This window comes from Bacteroidota bacterium (assembly GCA_016711505.1).
Lineage (GTDB): Bacteria > Bacteroidota > Bacteroidia > AKYH767-A > 2013-40CM-41-45 > JADKIH01.
Map to the genome: position 1 here is coordinate 371036 of JADJSV010000018.1, position 16032 is coordinate 387067.

General features: G+C 36.2%; 14 protein-coding genes and 2 pseudogenes. 2 read left to right on the forward strand and 14 right to left on the reverse strand.

Annotation, left to right across the window (positions count from 1 at the left end; translation table 11 throughout):
• Positions 1-52: 52 nt before the first annotated feature.
• The 13 genes and pseudogenes from IPL24_17795 to IPL24_17855 form a co-directional block, all read right to left on the reverse strand.
• Positions 53-427, reverse strand: a complete 375-nt coding sequence (locus IPL24_17795; GenBank protein ID MBK8365446.1) for a DUF2200 domain-containing protein — start codon at positions 425-427, stop codon at positions 53-55.
• A 38-nt stretch (positions 428-465) separates the two neighbouring features.
• Positions 466-858, reverse strand: a complete 393-nt coding sequence (locus tag IPL24_17800) for a DUF1801 domain-containing protein (GenBank protein MBK8365447.1) — start codon at positions 856-858, stop codon at positions 466-468.
• 178 nt (positions 859-1036) lie between these two features.
• Complete coding sequence (locus tag IPL24_17805; protein ID MBK8365448.1) at positions 1037-1891, reverse strand: mechanosensitive ion channel family protein; 855 nt, start codon at positions 1889-1891, stop codon at positions 1037-1039.
• Positions 1892-2071: 180 nt separating this feature from the next.
• Positions 2072-2854 (reverse strand): methyltransferase domain-containing protein, encoded by a 783-nt coding sequence (locus tag IPL24_17810; protein ID MBK8365449.1) that lies wholly within the window; start codon positions 2852-2854, stop codon positions 2072-2074.
• 117 nt (positions 2855-2971) lie between these two features.
• Positions 2972-3784 carry an SDR family oxidoreductase gene (locus IPL24_17815; GenBank protein ID MBK8365450.1) on the reverse strand — a complete coding sequence of 271 codons (813 nt, stop codon included), beginning with the start codon at positions 3782-3784 and terminating at the stop codon, positions 2972-2974.
• Positions 3781-4749: a decarboxylating 6-phosphogluconate dehydrogenase gene (gene gnd, locus IPL24_17820; GenBank protein MBK8365451.1), complete on the reverse strand. Its 969-nt coding sequence runs from the start codon at positions 4747-4749 to the stop codon at positions 3781-3783. Before gnd ends, IPL24_17815 begins: the two co-directional genes overlap by 4 nt.
• A complete protein-coding gene (locus IPL24_17825; GenBank protein MBK8365452.1) occupies positions 4746-5153 on the reverse strand; it encodes a cyclase family protein in 408 nt (135 codons plus the stop codon). The genes gnd and IPL24_17825 overlap by 4 nt, the downstream gene beginning before the upstream one ends.
• Entirely contained in the window at positions 5128-5268 is a 141-nt protein-coding gene (locus IPL24_17830; protein ID MBK8365453.1) for a cyclase family protein, read from the reverse strand. Before IPL24_17830 ends, IPL24_17825 begins: the two co-directional genes overlap by 26 nt.
• Before the next feature lie 176 nt (positions 5269-5444).
• Positions 5445-7271, reverse strand: a complete 1827-nt coding sequence (locus IPL24_17835; protein ID MBK8365454.1) for a glycoside hydrolase family 15 protein — start codon at positions 7269-7271, stop codon at positions 5445-5447.
• 104 nt (positions 7272-7375) lie between these two features.
• Positions 7376-8597: pseudogene (locus tag IPL24_17840) on the reverse strand (sodium:proton antiporter).
• Between the two features lie 40 nt (positions 8598-8637).
• Positions 8638-10011 (reverse strand): chloride channel protein, encoded by a 1374-nt coding sequence (locus IPL24_17845; GenBank protein MBK8365455.1) that lies wholly within the window; start codon positions 10009-10011, stop codon positions 8638-8640.
• 121 nt (positions 10012-10132) lie between these two features.
• Positions 10133-10801, reverse strand: a complete 669-nt coding sequence (locus IPL24_17850) for an FMN-binding negative transcriptional regulator (GenBank protein ID MBK8365456.1) — start codon at positions 10799-10801, stop codon at positions 10133-10135.
• A gap of 63 nt (positions 10802-10864) precedes the next feature.
• Complete coding sequence (locus tag IPL24_17855; GenBank protein ID MBK8365457.1) at positions 10865-11401, reverse strand: hypothetical protein; 537 nt, start codon at positions 11399-11401, stop codon at positions 10865-10867.
• A 362-nt stretch (positions 11402-11763) separates the two neighbouring features.
• Here IPL24_17855 and IPL24_17860 point away from each other — a divergent pair, with 362 nt between their 5' ends.
• Positions 11764-12693: an AraC family transcriptional regulator gene (locus tag IPL24_17860; GenBank protein MBK8365458.1), complete on the forward strand. Its 930-nt coding sequence runs from the start codon at positions 11764-11766 to the stop codon at positions 12691-12693.
• 84 nt (positions 12694-12777) lie between these two features.
• Positions 12778-13734, forward strand: a complete 957-nt coding sequence (locus IPL24_17865; GenBank protein ID MBK8365459.1) for an aldo/keto reductase — start codon at positions 12778-12780, stop codon at positions 13732-13734.
• Positions 13735-13834: 100 nt separating this feature from the next.
• On the opposite strand, the pseudogene IPL24_17870 reads toward IPL24_17865, so the two are convergent.
• A pseudogene (locus IPL24_17870) lies at positions 13835-15887 on the reverse strand (alkaline phosphatase D family protein).
• Between the last annotated feature and the right edge of the window lie 145 nt (positions 15888-16032).

A 16032-nucleotide genomic window follows, 5' to 3' on the forward strand; every position in this document is an offset into this window, starting at 1 on the left:
ACCCCGGGGCGCGCCATGTCCAATCGACAGCGACTTCAAACCCTCTCAATTTTCAACCACCCACTTCACTCCTTAAAATCTTCTCCATTTTTCTTCCTTTCGCTAATTCATCTACCAACTTGTCCAGATATCGCACTTTTTTTGTTAAAGGATTTTCAATTTCTTCGATTCGATATCCACAAATCAATCCTGTGATCAATTCTGCATTCGGATTCAATTTTGCTTTCATGAAAAATGTTTCGAATGTAGCATTTGAATCAATCAGAGATTGTATTTTTTTTTCATTATAACCGGTAAGCCATTCTATGACTTCGTTCAATTCCTTTTTCGTTCTTCCTTTCTTCTCAATCTTGGTGACGTAGAGGGGATATACAGTAGCGAATGACATTTTTGCCATACGCTCGTCATGATTGTTTTTGCTATTCATTTATTTTCAATTTTCATTCTGAAAAATGCGCTGTATTTTTATTTCAGCTTTACTAACTTGCCTTTTCTTTTTACTATGTTTTTATAATCCCACTGAATTTCCTTTGATTTTTTCAGCCAGCGTTTAAGATCCTTTAATTTGACCTCTTCGATATCAGTATAGAAGATGGAAGCATCCTTAAATTTTTTGCCAGTGATATTCAGACCTTCTTCTTCGAAACTTGCACCGCTCCAAAACATGAGTCGGATTCCGGGTTTTTGTTTACTATATCCGACAATCGGATTCTCATCTAAAAACCATACAGGGTGTGCGTGCCAGATTTTACTTTCTGCTTTACTCAACTCTTTATCGATCGTTTGAGAGAGTAAATTACAAATTGCTTTGTCCTTTAAGGATTGTTTATCGTTGTGCGATTTTATTTCTTTATTCATAATTCAGAAATGAACTTTACTTGATTCAATAATATAGTCCGCTGAAAGGTCTTAAAAAAATATTAAAAATACCAGATATTTGAATTTGTAATTTAAAATGAAAATATCTGAATAAATCATAAATGAGATCCTAATTGAGAGCACCCTGCAATAAACTCAATAATTTTTGTGAATGAGATTATTGAGGATGATGAACAACTCTTTGTGGAAACGGAATCTCTATTCCTTCTTTATCGAATGCAACTTTAATTCTTTTACGAAGTTCTCCCGTTACATCCCATTGTTTGAGAGCTTGTGTTTCTCCCAGAATTTTTATAATAATTGAAGAATCCGCAAATTCATCTACTCTTAAAAACTGAGGTGCTTTAATGATAAATTCTTTCCAGTTGCTATCTTGAGACAACTCCAAACCCGCTCTATTTACAATTTGGATTACATGGTCCAGTTTTGAATTATATGAAACTCCGATATTCAAATTGACACGTGCAAAATCTTTCGAAAGGTTGGCTACTTTTTTGATCTCTCCATGAGGGACATGATGCACTGTTCCGTCAAGATCTCTTAATGTTGTCAGACGTAAACTAATGTCTTCTACCAACCCTCCTGTACCATCAAAATTCACCACATCACCAATTCGATATTGGTTTTCGAGTATGATAAAGAATCCGGAAATTATATCACGGATCAGATATTGTCCTCCAAAACCCACAGCAAGGCCTATAATACCTAGTCCTGCTAAAATAGGGCCTACTGAAATACCTAATTCCTGAAGAATCATCAGGATTGCAATCATCATAATAATTATCCTTGATGTCCAGGAAAAAATTCTGATAAGTGTATCTTCTCGTTTCTCTTCAGCTTGCTTTGATAAATATCTGTCGGATACAACAGCAACTCTGACAACCTTTTCAATTGATTTATTAGCCAGTTTACTCAAAATATATGCTCCAAGTGCAATTAATATGATTTTAACTCCATGTGTTAACAACCATGGAATTGCCATTTTCGTCCATTTTAAAAATATTTCTTCCATTTTTATTACTCTTTTGTGTTGAATTAATTCCTTACAATACAAAATTTGTTCCTGTATTTGAAAAAGTTCAATTTATAAAGGAGAATGATGTCCGGTAAATTCGAAAAGTTAGTTAATACAAAATAACTAATTGCGGCAAGTTAAGTCCAGCCGGTAATTTCAAATAATTTGTCTGTCAACTTATCTCCTTATTGTTATAAATAGATAATCTCCAGATTCGCTTTTATACCGATTCTTTATTTCATCAAACAAATTGTTGTCAATGTCATTTCTTAATTTTGTGAGGCCGCATTCTACTTCTTCAGAATTCGCCAGTGAAGTGAATGATGAAATTCCGTTGCGGAATGTTTCTTCAAAATAGATATCAGGATTATTTTTTCCGGAATACAGAAAGTGATCTTTAAGTTTATCCTCAATAAAGTAGATTTCTGTATTGGTAATTTTAAGATCCGTTGTTTTAATTGCTTCTTCTATACTGTGTAATGAAGGCATCTGTAAAATAGAAGACTTAAGCATTTTCGGGAAGTAATGATTTAACCAATAACCCTCCATTTGTTCGGACGTTGATGTAAACAAAACAATTCTGCCGTTTTCTGAAAGTGTTCTGGCGATTTCTGAAAATGCTTTTTTAAGATCTTTCCAGTGATGTATAGTCAAGGTCCCGATTATTCCATCAAAAAAATTATCTTCTGCAGGGAGTTGTTCAGCAAAACCGTTCAGCCATTTAATTTTTTTATTTCTGGATCTGGCTAAATCAAGCATTTGTTCTGAAGGATCAATACCCCAGAAACTAAAACCATTTTGGGCTATGGCGATTGTATAATTTCCCGTACCGCAACCAATATCAAGATAGACCTGATTCAATTCAGGTTTCAAATGATGAATAAGTCTTTCTGTTAAAAATGGATCAGCTTGTCGTGTTAAATTGTATCCGGATCCGATATTGTCGTATAAAGTATCCATTTTTTTTAATGTGTTATTTTATGATATCAGACTTGTAAATCTTGATGTATGCATCCTGAAACCAAGGTAGTGTTTTATTTAAATGACGACAAAACATCTTGATTTGAAGCCGGGCGATCAACCATTAGAAATAAATCCGGGATAGAGTAACATTCCGCCGTCAATGAAGAGGGTAGTGCCGTTTATATAATCGCTTTCATCTGAAGCAAGCCATACAGCGGCTTTGCCGACATCTTCGGTTTCGCCGATACGTCCATAAGGTATTAATGTAAGCAATTCCTTTTCTGCAGCCTGAGTATTCCACGCTTTAATATTAATATGAGTCCGTATGGCGCCGGGAGCAATACTATTGATGCGGATCTTATGCTGTGCATATTCCTGTGCTATCGTTTTCATCAGCATCATGACCCCTCCTTTTGAAGCTGCATAATTAGCATGACCGGCCCAGGGTATCACTTCATGTACAGAACTGATGCAAATTATTTTTCCGGCAGATAGTGATGTTTGTTTTTGAATGCCACGCTTTAAAAATTCCCTGACTGCTTCTTTCGAACACAGAAATTGCGCGGTAAGATTTACATTTATAACTGCTTGCCATTGCTCTAATGTCATTTCGATCAATGGTGCATCATTCTGAATTCCTGCATTATTTACAAGAATGTCTACTGTCCCTTCATTTGTTATCACGTCATGAAACATAGACTTTACCTGATCTTCTATACTCACATCGGCCTGATAAATATTTGCTTTACCTCCTGACTGTCTGATTTCATCTTGTAATTTTTCAGCTTCTTCCCGCAATTTTGGAAACGGATAGTTGATTATAACTGTAGCACCTTCTGTTGCCATTTCTCTTGCAATACCTGAACCTATTCCTGAATTGGCACCGGTAATAATTGCTATCTGATTTTTTAATCTTTCGCGGTTCATTTTATTTCTTCATACAGATACTGGTCACTATTACTAACTTTTCCGAATTTCCTTTCGTATTTAATACCATTATCTTCTCCGAACGGATGACCGCCAAAACCATTTCTCATCATTGCAATTGCTTTATCTGAAATGTGAACTTTTTCACGTGAAGCAAAAAGTTGCATAACAGATTGTGCAATGACCGGAATCGGGATTTCCATTCTCAAAGCATCTGCTACCAACCAATTTACTTCACCTGTATCTTCGATGTATGATGGAACAGAATCGAAACTTTTTTTGTCGTCGTAAACCTGTTTCATCAGATCGATCAGCCAGGATCGGATAACTGAGCCATGCCCCCATACACCAAGAATTTCAGATATATTAAGTTCTTCCCTGAAATTTTTCAAGAGTGCCATGCCTTCTCCGATTGCTTGTAACATTCCGAATTCAATTCCATTATGAACTAACTTAACAAAATGACCCGAACCGGAACTTCCGGTATATATATATCCGTTTACTACCGCAAGATCTTTTAGAATTGGAGATACTTTTTTTACAGCTTTTTTATCTCCGCCGACCATAAAACACACACCTTCACGTGCACCACTTACTCCTCCGCTGGTACCGCAGTCAAGAAAGTGAATTCCTTTTTCACTGAGCGAAGCAGCACGACGAATAGAATCGCCCCAATATGAATTTCCACCATCTATAATTATATCTTCAGATTGAAGCAGTAAAGAAATTTCATTGAGTAGTTGATCAATAGCTTTTCCCGCAGGGATATATGTAAAAATTATTTTTGGCGAGGGTAGGGATAATACCAATTCAGATAAATTTGATTTAATATTAATTCCGGTTTTATTATCATCGTTTTTAAGATATTTATCGAAGCCCACGACCTCGTAGCCTTTTTCTAAGGCATTCATGCCAAGATTACTTCCCATTTTTCCTAAACCGATTATTCCAATTATTTTTTTCATCTGATATTTATTTTTTTGAGAAGCACTCGTGCAGGTGCTCCGTCTGCATCTTTAATTTTCAAGGGGAGACAAATCATTTCATATTTTCCCGGAATAACATTGAAAAGAATTAATCCCTCAATGATCAGTATTTTCTTTTCAAGAAGTGTACGGTGTACTTCAGCTGCATGATCAAATTGGGCTACTGACAGATAATCCACGCCAATACAACTAATACCGATCTCACTTAGATAAACTGCCGCATCGGTATCCAGTGAGATATAGTTTTTATTGAATGGTTCTGATATCCAATCAATGTCTGAGTTTTTTGTTTTAAAAATGATTAGATCGCCTGATCGTATTAAAAAAGATTTTATTTCCTTTAAAGTAATCTGATGCTCATCTTTTACCTGGAAAATGGTCACCCGGTCCGATCATCCGGCTCATAGGTATCTGCAATGTATCTTCACCTTCTGAAAAAAAATGATTTTCTGCATCAATATGAGTTCCTGTATGAGCGCTGAATTTTAAAGCAGTCACATTGGCCTCATCTCCGTTTTGAATGGCAGAACTTTTTGGATCTTTACCGGAATATCACCTGGCCAGTGAACCATGTCATTTTGAATGCATGCTGTTATGTCTATCCAATTTGCTTCATACCATTCCATGATCGTTTTTTTATTTGAAGAAATTCTGATGCGCCTTATTGCAGTTTTTCAGCCGCTTTCAGGAGCGTTTTTATTCCGGCTATTATTCAACTGTTTATTAAGATTGAAAGCAGCACTGATCAAACCCAGATGTGTAAAGGCTTGCGGGAAATTTCCCAGATGTTTCCCGTCAAATCCAAGTTGCTCTGAAAACAAACCCAAATGATTTCCATATCCGATCATCTTCTCAAAATACAACCGCGCTTTTTCAAGTTGACCGGATCGGGACAAGCACTCAACATACCAGAAAGTGCACATTGAAAATGTTCCTTCACGGCTATTCATTCCATCGTAAGCTGCAAATTCGTTTTTATATCTATATACCAATGAGTCGGAAACCAACTCACTTTCTATTTTCTTTAGTGTTGAAAGCCAGCGAGGGTCTTTCGGACTGATGAACCGGAAGAGAGGCATCAGTAATAAGGATGCATCAACATGTGATGAACCTTTATGCTGAACAAATGATTTTTCTTCCTCATTCCAGAAATCAATGAAGATACTTTCGTAGATCAGATCACGTTGTCTTTTCCAGTTGTCATCGACAGGAAAGGATCTTTGTTCTGAAATTTTTATTGCTCTGTCAAAAGCCACCCAACTCATTAATCTGGAATATAAAAATTCTTTTTTTCCGCCTCTTACTTCCCATACACCTTCATCAGGTCTTCTCCAATTTTCTGCCAACCATGCGATTTGTTTTTTCAGATCTTCCCATAAATCATAGCCGATCTGTTCGCCATGTTTATTATACAGAAAAACGGCATCCATTAACTCACCGTAAATGTCGAGTTGAAGCTGATCATATGCTTCATTCCCGATACGAACCGGTGTGGATTTCATGTAGCCTTCGAAGTGATCAAGAACTTTTTCTTTGAGCTGTCTTGACCCATCAATAGAGTACATTATTCCCAGTGATTTATGACCTTTAATGTCGCGGCATAATTTTTCAATCCAGCTAATGAAGTTTCCCGCTTCCTTAGTATAGCCGAGGACCATCAAAGCATAAATTGTAAAGGAGGCATCACGAATCCATGTGTAGCGATAATCCCAGTTTCGTTCGCCCCCAATATATTCCGGAAGGCTGAATGTTGGTGCAGCAATCACTGAACCATATTTAAATGAGGTCAGAAGTTTTAAAACCAATGCTGAACGATTGACGATTTCTCGCCATCGTCCGTTGTATTGAGAGCGTTCTACCCATTCTTTCCAGTAATTGATAGTTCGGAATAGACTTTCTGTGATAAATAATTTAAAATCTTTACGCTCGTCATGTTCTTTTACAATATGTTCCAGGAGGAAATCGGCGGTTTCTTTTTCCTGCAGAGTAAATTCTGAATATACATCTCCATCCTGAATGAATAATTCAACACTACTGGTCAGCCGTAACGAAATGTTGTGTTCACCTTCGCTTTTAAACAGTACACAGTTCGCAGAAATTTGTTCCGCAGTATGAGACTGAAGAGCATAATTCAATCGTGGTTGACATAACATCTGATAATTTCCATTACCCCTTACATTTGTTACTCTTCTGATAAGTTCACTGCCTTCATAAAGCTCTTCAACAGGCATAAAGTCTGTGATTTCGCTCACACCTTCGGCCGATAGAAATCTTGTAAGCAAGACATTGGTATCAGGAAGATAAAGTTGTTTGGTCTTCATTTCACCGAATTGTGGACGAATTTCAAAACGCCCGCCTTTTTTATCATCCAATAACGCAGCGAAAATTGTTGGCGAATCAAAATCCGGAAAACACATAAAATCTATGGATCCATTGAGATTGACCAAAGCGATTGTGTTCAGATCACCTATTATTCCATAATTTTCTATAGGAGAATACATTCTTTCGAAATACAATTTATATGCCTCCCCGATAAAATGAGAAAGAAAAAAAATTGATGGATTATCTGAAAAGAAAAAAATAAAATTTTGTAATTGCGGTTTAATTAACTTTTTGCCACTCTTTCAATTGTAAGCCCCTGGATTATTATACTGAACAGAACACAAAAGTAGGTTGCAATCAAAAGCAGGTTTTTTGTTTCACTGGTCGGAAGCGACAATGCCAAAGCAAGTGAAAGCCCGCCACGCAGGCCGCCCCAACCTATAATTCTTGCCTCTTTGCTGGTTAATTTCAAGAGTTTTGGAAAGACTAAATGCGGCAGATATACAACAACCAATCTGGATACTAAAACCAGAATCACAGAAAGAATTCCTATTGCCAGATATGTGAAGTTAAAATCAATAACAATAATTACGAAGGCAATTATTATAAACAGAATTGCATTCAGGATGACATCCAGCAATTCCCAGAATTTATTTATGTACTCCTGTGTAATATCGCTCATTGAAATATTGACTTTGTAATTGCCAACCATAAGTCCCATTACTACCATTGACAAAGCACCTGAAAGATGAAGATAGTTACAGAAAGAGTAACCGGCCATCACAAAGGCGATTGTGAGAAGGATCTCCGTCTCATAATGATCAACAGATTTCATAAGTAAATACAATAAATATCCTAGTCCAAAACCCATCAGAATTCCTCCCACAGCCTCTTTCACAAATAAAATTCCAAAATGAGCAAAGCTGAAAGTGCCATTACTGAGAGAATCCAATAATGAAATATATACTACTACGCCAACACCATCGTTAAATAAACTTTCACCAACAATTGTATATTCTGTTTTTTTTCGGAACCTTTGCTTTTTTTAATATTCCCAATACAGCAATCGGATCGGTAGGCGAGATTAGTGAACCGAAAATCAGGCAATAGATAAAATTTATGTGCAGATTAAAGGCCAGACTTAATCCATAAAACAGAATGGCAACGATGATAGTTGATAGCAGAACTCCACCCAAAGCGAATATTGCAATTGGTTTGATCTGTTCCTTGAGATTGCTCCAGTTGGTATGAAGTGATCCGGCAAAAAGTAAAAAACCTAAAAGGACATTCAGAATGATCTGATCAATATTGGCAAATTCTATATACTTTTTGATTTCATCGATTGGAATATCCATCCATAATTTGGAACTGATCACCAGTAAGGATAATACAGTTGAGAGAAAAAATAAGCCTATTACAAATGGTAGTTTTAAGAATTTTTGATTTATATAGGAGAATCCTGCGGAAAGACAGATCAAGATGGTTAAGGCGAAATAGATATTCATTTATTTTCTTCTGCTGTAAATGGATTCTCAATGATAAAAATTAAATTGATTTGGAAAAAGGCTTTTCTTCTTCCATGGAATCTATTTCTGAAAGATATTGTTCCTTCAGATGTTCATAAAGTGATCGCCTGCTTAACGATACTGCAACTAAATTCGAAAAAAGTGCTGTCAGCATGATATAGAATATTACGTTGTGACTATTGGTCATTTCCAGAACAAGAATTGAAGAAGTAAATGGACTTCTTGTTATACTTGTGAGGAAACCGGTCATCCCACAAAGAATTATCAGATTGGTTTCGGGATTTGATAAATGAAACCACTCAGCGAGTACTGCACCTATTGTTGCTCCTGCACTCAAGGAAGGAGCGAAAATTCCACCGGCTGCACCTGCTGAAAAAGAAAAAATCGGCCCGACCATTCTTAGAAAAGGAATGTACCATTCTATTTTTTTTTGATCGCTGAATAATGTAGAAACCATAATGTCTTTTCCTGAACCAAAAGTCCTGAAGTCAACTAAAATAGCCAAACCGGATATAATCAATCCACAGATAACTATGTAAATTATCTTAAGATAATTCTTCTTTAAATTTCTTTTTATTTTTAAAAAGTAGAGTAGTACCTTGCTCATTGCAATTCCAGAAATTCCCGCTAAGATTGATAAGGGAATTATTGCTACAATTACCCAGGGAGTAATAAGATCGAGTGTCGGATATCCGAGGTAAAGGTAAGGCCCTAAAAAATTTAAAGCGGTTAATCCTGAAATTATAACTCCGGTAAGCAATGCTGACTTAAAATAGCTGAAGTGTGTTTTTGTCAATTCTTCAAGAGCAAATACAATTCCTCCTAAAGGTGTATTAAAGGCAGCAGCAAGACCTGCAGCCGCACCGGTAACGATCATGTTTCTTCTGGAAATTTTCGGATACCATGCCGGTAAATAATCACCGATGGTTTTAAATATTGAAGCGGATATCTGTATCGTTGGACCTTCCCGGCCTATTACTCCACCTCCGAAAACCATTATCAGGCTGGAGAAAATTTTGGTGAAAATTATTCTCAGACTTAATAATGATTTTACTTTATGATTGGTTTTGGGAGTGGATAATTCAATTGCGGCGGTTACTTGTGGTATTCCACTTCCTCTTGAAAAAGGCGCATATCTGTCGATAATTTTCCACGCTAGCACAAAACAAACAGGAGTTATAATCAGGAATGACCAGCTTGCTCTTTCAAAAATGAATTTTGTTCCTGCTTCTGCTAATAAAAATAGTTTCGCATAAAAAACTGACACTATACCGGTGATAATTGCACAAAGCCAGTACGGAAATGCATTGAGTAAATTATTTTTTAATTTTTCATTATTTATTAAATCAAATTTGGATTTTAGTATACTCTTTATTTTCCGTGATATATTCATTTCCTTATTTAATAATTCCTGCATTATAAAGGATTACTGCAAACGTAACAATTTGTTCTATTGTAAATATGAATATTCCATTATGTATATAGCAGGCTTCTCGAATAAAGAAGGAATTTCGCTATGAGTCAAATTTAGAAGCATCCCATTCTACACCAGGTGGAAATAATTCCGATTTCCTTTTTTTCATTTCTGAAGCTATCAGTGCGCTGTTACCGCCTTTTTCATCAAGCTTAGAAATAATATTCATGTAACTTTTCTCATCTCTGTTTTGACTGAGTGTAAAGACATTTTCGATTTTATCTGCCTTTATTTCAAATACTGTAATTCCTTGAAGCATTTTACTTAAGTATGAATCAGAAAGGTTATCATAAATTGTGGGAGACTTGGTATTTCCATTTTCAAATTTTAAAGTAAACTTTCGCATCAATTGAATTAATTCATCAGATGTCATAAAATTCATTTTACCATTTACAAATACACTCATATAATTCCATGTAGACCCCATTTGTTGATTAGTATACCAGGTAGCGCTGACATAAGTACTGGGACCTGTAAACACAACCAATGCATTAGGATTTTCAATAAAAGCTTTATGATGATCTGTATTTCGCATAATGTGTCCCTGCAAAAACAATTCTCCATTTCTTTCTTCCAAGATAACAGGAATCTGAGTTGCAACCTGAGTGCCCGACAAATTACTTCCTGTCAAAAATGCAAAGGGATTCTCTTCGATAAAATCTTTTATTGTTTGTTTATCTTTTTCTTTGAAATAGGAGAAGTTGTACATGAATGACTTTGGTTACAAATGTTATAAAACGAAGATATGAAGTTATCTTTATAATTTGTTTGATTACATTTTTGTCCTTAATGTAAAGTTATAATAAATGATTTCCTTTTCGTTATGACTAACCAGCACTTCTCCAATCCTTGGGCTGAAAAAGTCAATAGCATACGCTTCTTTATCCGGAATCATTGCATCCATTCCTGAGTGATAACAATGTCTGAAAGTTGATTTTAATACTTTAAGAGATTTGTTGAAAAAAGCGTCGTCCTGAATTTCTTCTAAGTTTTTAATTTGTATCAAAGAATCCACGTCTGCAGGATTAAATCGAAACATTGCTGCTGAACATTTTTCATTCAACCCTTTTGTTTTAATTTGAATGGTAGCATCACTTTCAACAAAATATCCTGTAATACCTGAAAGAGTACGGATTTCGAGTATTTTGCAATTCTTAGATTCAAATAGTACTGAATCAGATTTAAAAGTAAAACTCTTTGCTTTAAAGATTTTTGGATGCAGCCAATCTACAGCTTCAATCTTGTTGGATTGTGCAAAGCAAAAAACAGTTATCAGTAAAAAGAAGGTCGTGATAATGGATTTTTTCATTGTAGTAGTTTTAATTAGAGTATCAATTAGGTTAGCTGTGGGTTAAGACGCCTCTTGATTCGAACATAGAACTACGAGACCGGCTGCACTCTTGAATCGAAGATATAACTTTCTATTCTTAATATCAAGGCCATTGAAAGCAATAACTTTTAAACTCTTGTGACTTGCAATAAAACTGTCTATGTCGTTCAATTCAACATCTTCATGTTATGGGAATGACCATCATATTCTACAAGTTCAAGTCTTTGATTGCATAGGTATTTGAGGCGTTTTTAAAAACATATGTGGTACAAAGTTCTTAGTACAATTTATGCTAAAGTGAGAAAAAACTATAACTTTGCTATTATTTGAATTTTGCAACAATGGAAAGCATAGGTATAAAGGATTTTTACAGAGAGATATTTGGCGAAAATGGAAGTCAGTTGGATTTATTTTTAGAAAGCAACAGTGCAAAAAATTTAGGGCATTTCAATGTTTTTGATACAAAGAAATTTTATTTCAGCGGTGCAAAAAAATCTGAAATGACATACAATCGAAGATTGTATTATAAAATCAGCCTAATAAAAGGGAAAAATCTGGTGGAGTTTGCTGGGAAATCTGTGCTCATTGAAAAACAAGGAATTTTATTTGCCACACCTAAAATTCCATATCGCTACACGCCACAAGATCAAAACCAGTCGGGTTTTTTCTGCGTGTTTACAAAAGAGTTTTTGTCAAAATCGAAAACAGGAATTCTGGTGGATGAATTACCTATATATAAGCCCAACAGTGATTTCGTCTTTCAATTGACTGATAAAAAATACATGGAAATTCAAAAGATGTTTATGAAAATGGACTTAGAACTTTCGTCAGATTACCCTTATAAATACGATTTACTTCGTAATTATGTAATGGAAGTGATACATACCGGACAAAAGTTAACTCCCATGGCCAGTATTATAAACTCTACCAATGCATCAAGTAGAATATCTTCTTTGTTTATCGAATTACTTGAAAGGCAATTTCCAATTGAAAATAATGCTCAGGTAATTCAAATCAAAGCTGCAAGTGATTTTGCAAACAGATTAGGTGTTCATATAAATCATTTGAACAAGGTTTTAAAGGAAACAACAGGTAAAAGCACTACAGAAATTATTAATGGCAGAATAGCTGAAGAAGCGAAAATATTACTTAAACAAACACAATTGAATGTTTCTGAAATAGCTTTCGCCCTGGGGTTTGATGAGGTCTCTCATTTTTCTAATTTTTTTAAAAAGCATACAGCGTACTCACCACTACAATATCGTAATTGATTGAAATTTGTAAATATCAGATTGTTATTTGTAAACAAATATTATGTGAAAGGCTGACTTTTGTTGTTCAATTTTAAAAGTACTATGAAAAATTCAACAATATTAGGTAACAGCACTCTTCAAATAAATCGAATCGGACTTGGCTGTATGGGAATGTCGGAGTTTTACGGCTCGTACAATGAATTAGAATCTGTCCGTACATTGCATAAGGCAATTGATCTGGGTGTTAATTTTTTCGACACTGCTGATATGTATGGTAGTGGCGCCAATGAAAAGTTAATTGGAAAAGCATTTAAAGGTAAATGGAATGAAGTTGTGTTGGCAACAAAATTCGCGGTGATGAGAGGTCCAAATGGCGAATGGCTAGGCTTAAATGGACAACCTGATTACATTCGAAAAGCTTGCGAGCAAAGTCTTTTAAATTTAGGTATCGACGCTATTGATTTATACTATATGCATCGTCAGGCTCCTGATGTCGATATTGAGGTTATTGTAGGTGCAATGTCTGAATTGGTTAAACAAGGAAAAGTGAAATTTATAGGTTTATCGGAAGTGAATGCTGAAACTATAAGAAGAGCACATAAGATACATCCAATTACAGCTATCCAAAGTGAATATTCTTTATGGAGTCGTGAACCTGAACAAGAAATTTTTGAAGTGTGTAAAGAACTTGGGATCACTTTTGTTTCTTATAGTCCATTAGGCAGAGGGTTTTTGACAGGTGCGTATAAAACTCGTTCTGATTTCGAACCTGGCGACTTTAGATTAAGCAATCCACGATTTACAGATGCAGCGATAAAGGAGAATATAAAATTTGTTGAGGTCATCGACCAAATGGCAAAAGCAAAAAATGCTACAAAAGCAGAGATTGCACTTGCATGGATTTTAAATCATAACAATGAAATTACTGCTATTCCGGGAACGAGAAGAATAGATCGTCTGGAAGAAAACTTAGGTGCTTACAATGTTCATCTAACTACAGAAGATATGAAACTTATAGAAACGTCTATCCCTGAATTGACTATTGGGAATCGATATTAATAAAGTTCAATAATTGCATAGGAGTAAGAGAAAAAATTGTTTGAAGTGTTCTGTCGTTAATTTGTAGGTGATGCTTTGTAAAATCTGCTAAAGTTTTATCTTAGATGCAATACCGCGGATCACCTTCCAGAATTTCCTGCTCAAGCTTTGGTGCTTCGCCTGCCTTCCATAATTGGGTGCGATGCACAACACGATAACTTACAGGACCACCATCCGGTTGTTCACTGCGTTCAAACGGCCGCGGAATACATACAAATTCAGTCGAGAGTTGATCGGAAGTAGCTGTAACAAGTCCATAGCCGTGACCGCCAAAATCAAGTAACTTAAGATGAGGTGCGAGGTCCGGATTGCGTACCGCAAGGGCTTGCTTGATGTCTCCGGTTTCCTTTAATTTCAGAGTAGATTGCACACCATGCAATGCAGTAATATTAACAGAAGGGATCATTGTACCATCAGGCTTGATCAATCAGATGCAAAACACGCTTCGGTTTGTCTTTTGCCATGGTGACTTCCAATACTTCTAAAAGCGTTTGTTGCGAAATGGAACCTGTTATAAATTCCACACCAAGCGGCTCGAATTTTTTCGGAGGTAAATTCTTTGAAACTAAACCTGCAGTAAACGCATGTCGGTCGCCGGCTACTACACAAAACCCTGTGATCTTCTGATCACGTATGAAATCAAAAATCAGATCTTTATCACGAAGGAATCGATTGTCCATTACCGCATACCCTACATCCTTTGGCCACTCTTTTCCCAGATCACCAGGTAAATTCTGATAATCGCAACGCACTTCAGTTGTCCCAAAAGTGTGTCCCCATATTTTCCACTTTGCTTTTGATGCTCCGAGCTGTTCAATGAACCATTTTCTTTGCTCACTACCGAGGAACGTTTGTGCAAAGACATCTTTAGTCGGATTCGGAATATCTTTTCCATTGAAACGTATAGTATCCGGTGGATTGCCGTCATTATAATGTTTACCATAGTTCATAATTTCAAGAGGGATCTGTGGTGAGACTCTTGGAAATTCATTTACAGGAAAATCATCAGTCGACATATCCGGTGAACGGAAGGACCAGTTATCAGTTAGCAGCAGATCAACATTTTTTCCCCAACGAAGCACACGCTGAATCTTAAGACTGTGTATGGCAATAAGATTATTTGGCTCCTCTGAAAGTCCGTCATCATTGAACTCCTCCATTGGTGTATCTACCACTGCAGGTGCAATGAAATTTTCTAGTTTGGGATTGCCGGGTTGCTGAACCATTGCAGGGATAAACTCCCACCATGCCTGGTTAGCATAGACTTTCTGATTTTGTGCAGGAGCATTGTAACCTCCTCCGGCTACATACTGACTTTGAAATCCTGCCCAGGCAAACTCATGATTATCCCATACACAAACAAATGGCCAACGAGCACGTGCATCCTGCAGATCCGGATCTTCGAGATATGCACGATAAAGTGTACGATAATCTTCAAGTGTAACCGGCAGATGAAAATTACTAACCTTTCGTCCTTGCGGGAATTTATATAGATTCCTGATACGCCGGCCCCGGTTTCCATTTGGATTATCTTCTGCATACCATGTGACTTCATAAATAAAATCTCCCAGGTGCAACACGAAATTAAGTTGTTGATCTTTGGCACGTGCTTCATCTTCAAAGATCATCTTGCGGTAAGCATTTAACCCTGCTTCGTTAGGGCACTGGCATGATACAAATGTAAAACGAACAGGTGCATCTGAATTGTTGCTATGTGCAGTCATCGTACGACCAACTCTACTTGCGAAACCATGGTCGTCAATGAAGCGATACCAATAAACATGATTGGGTTCAAGATCTTTTGCTAAAAAGCGACATGTCCAGTCTGAATCAGCACTGATTGTTGCAGTACCACCTGCAAGGATCTTTTTAAATTCAGGAGTTGTAGAAATTTCGACTTGTACCTTTTTAGTAACGCTATCATTTACCGGCGGACGTCTTGTCCATAAGATCACACTGTTTTCTGTCGGATCTCCTGATGCAACACCTTGCGGAAAGAGATCACGGCGCTCAACAGATAGTGATGGAATTTCATTAGCCCAATCCTTTTTTGTTGTGACGGCAAAGCCGATAAGGAAGGAAGTTTGTAAAAACTTACGTCGTGATAAATTCATGTGATTAAATTTATACTGCTTAATAATTTTTAATTTAAAGCAAGGTATTTTTAATTCAGTGGGCTTATGAAATTTTAAAACAATTTAACAATGTTGATTTACTTGCACTAACACACTCTGCGAAATTGATAAAGTGTTTGCCTTA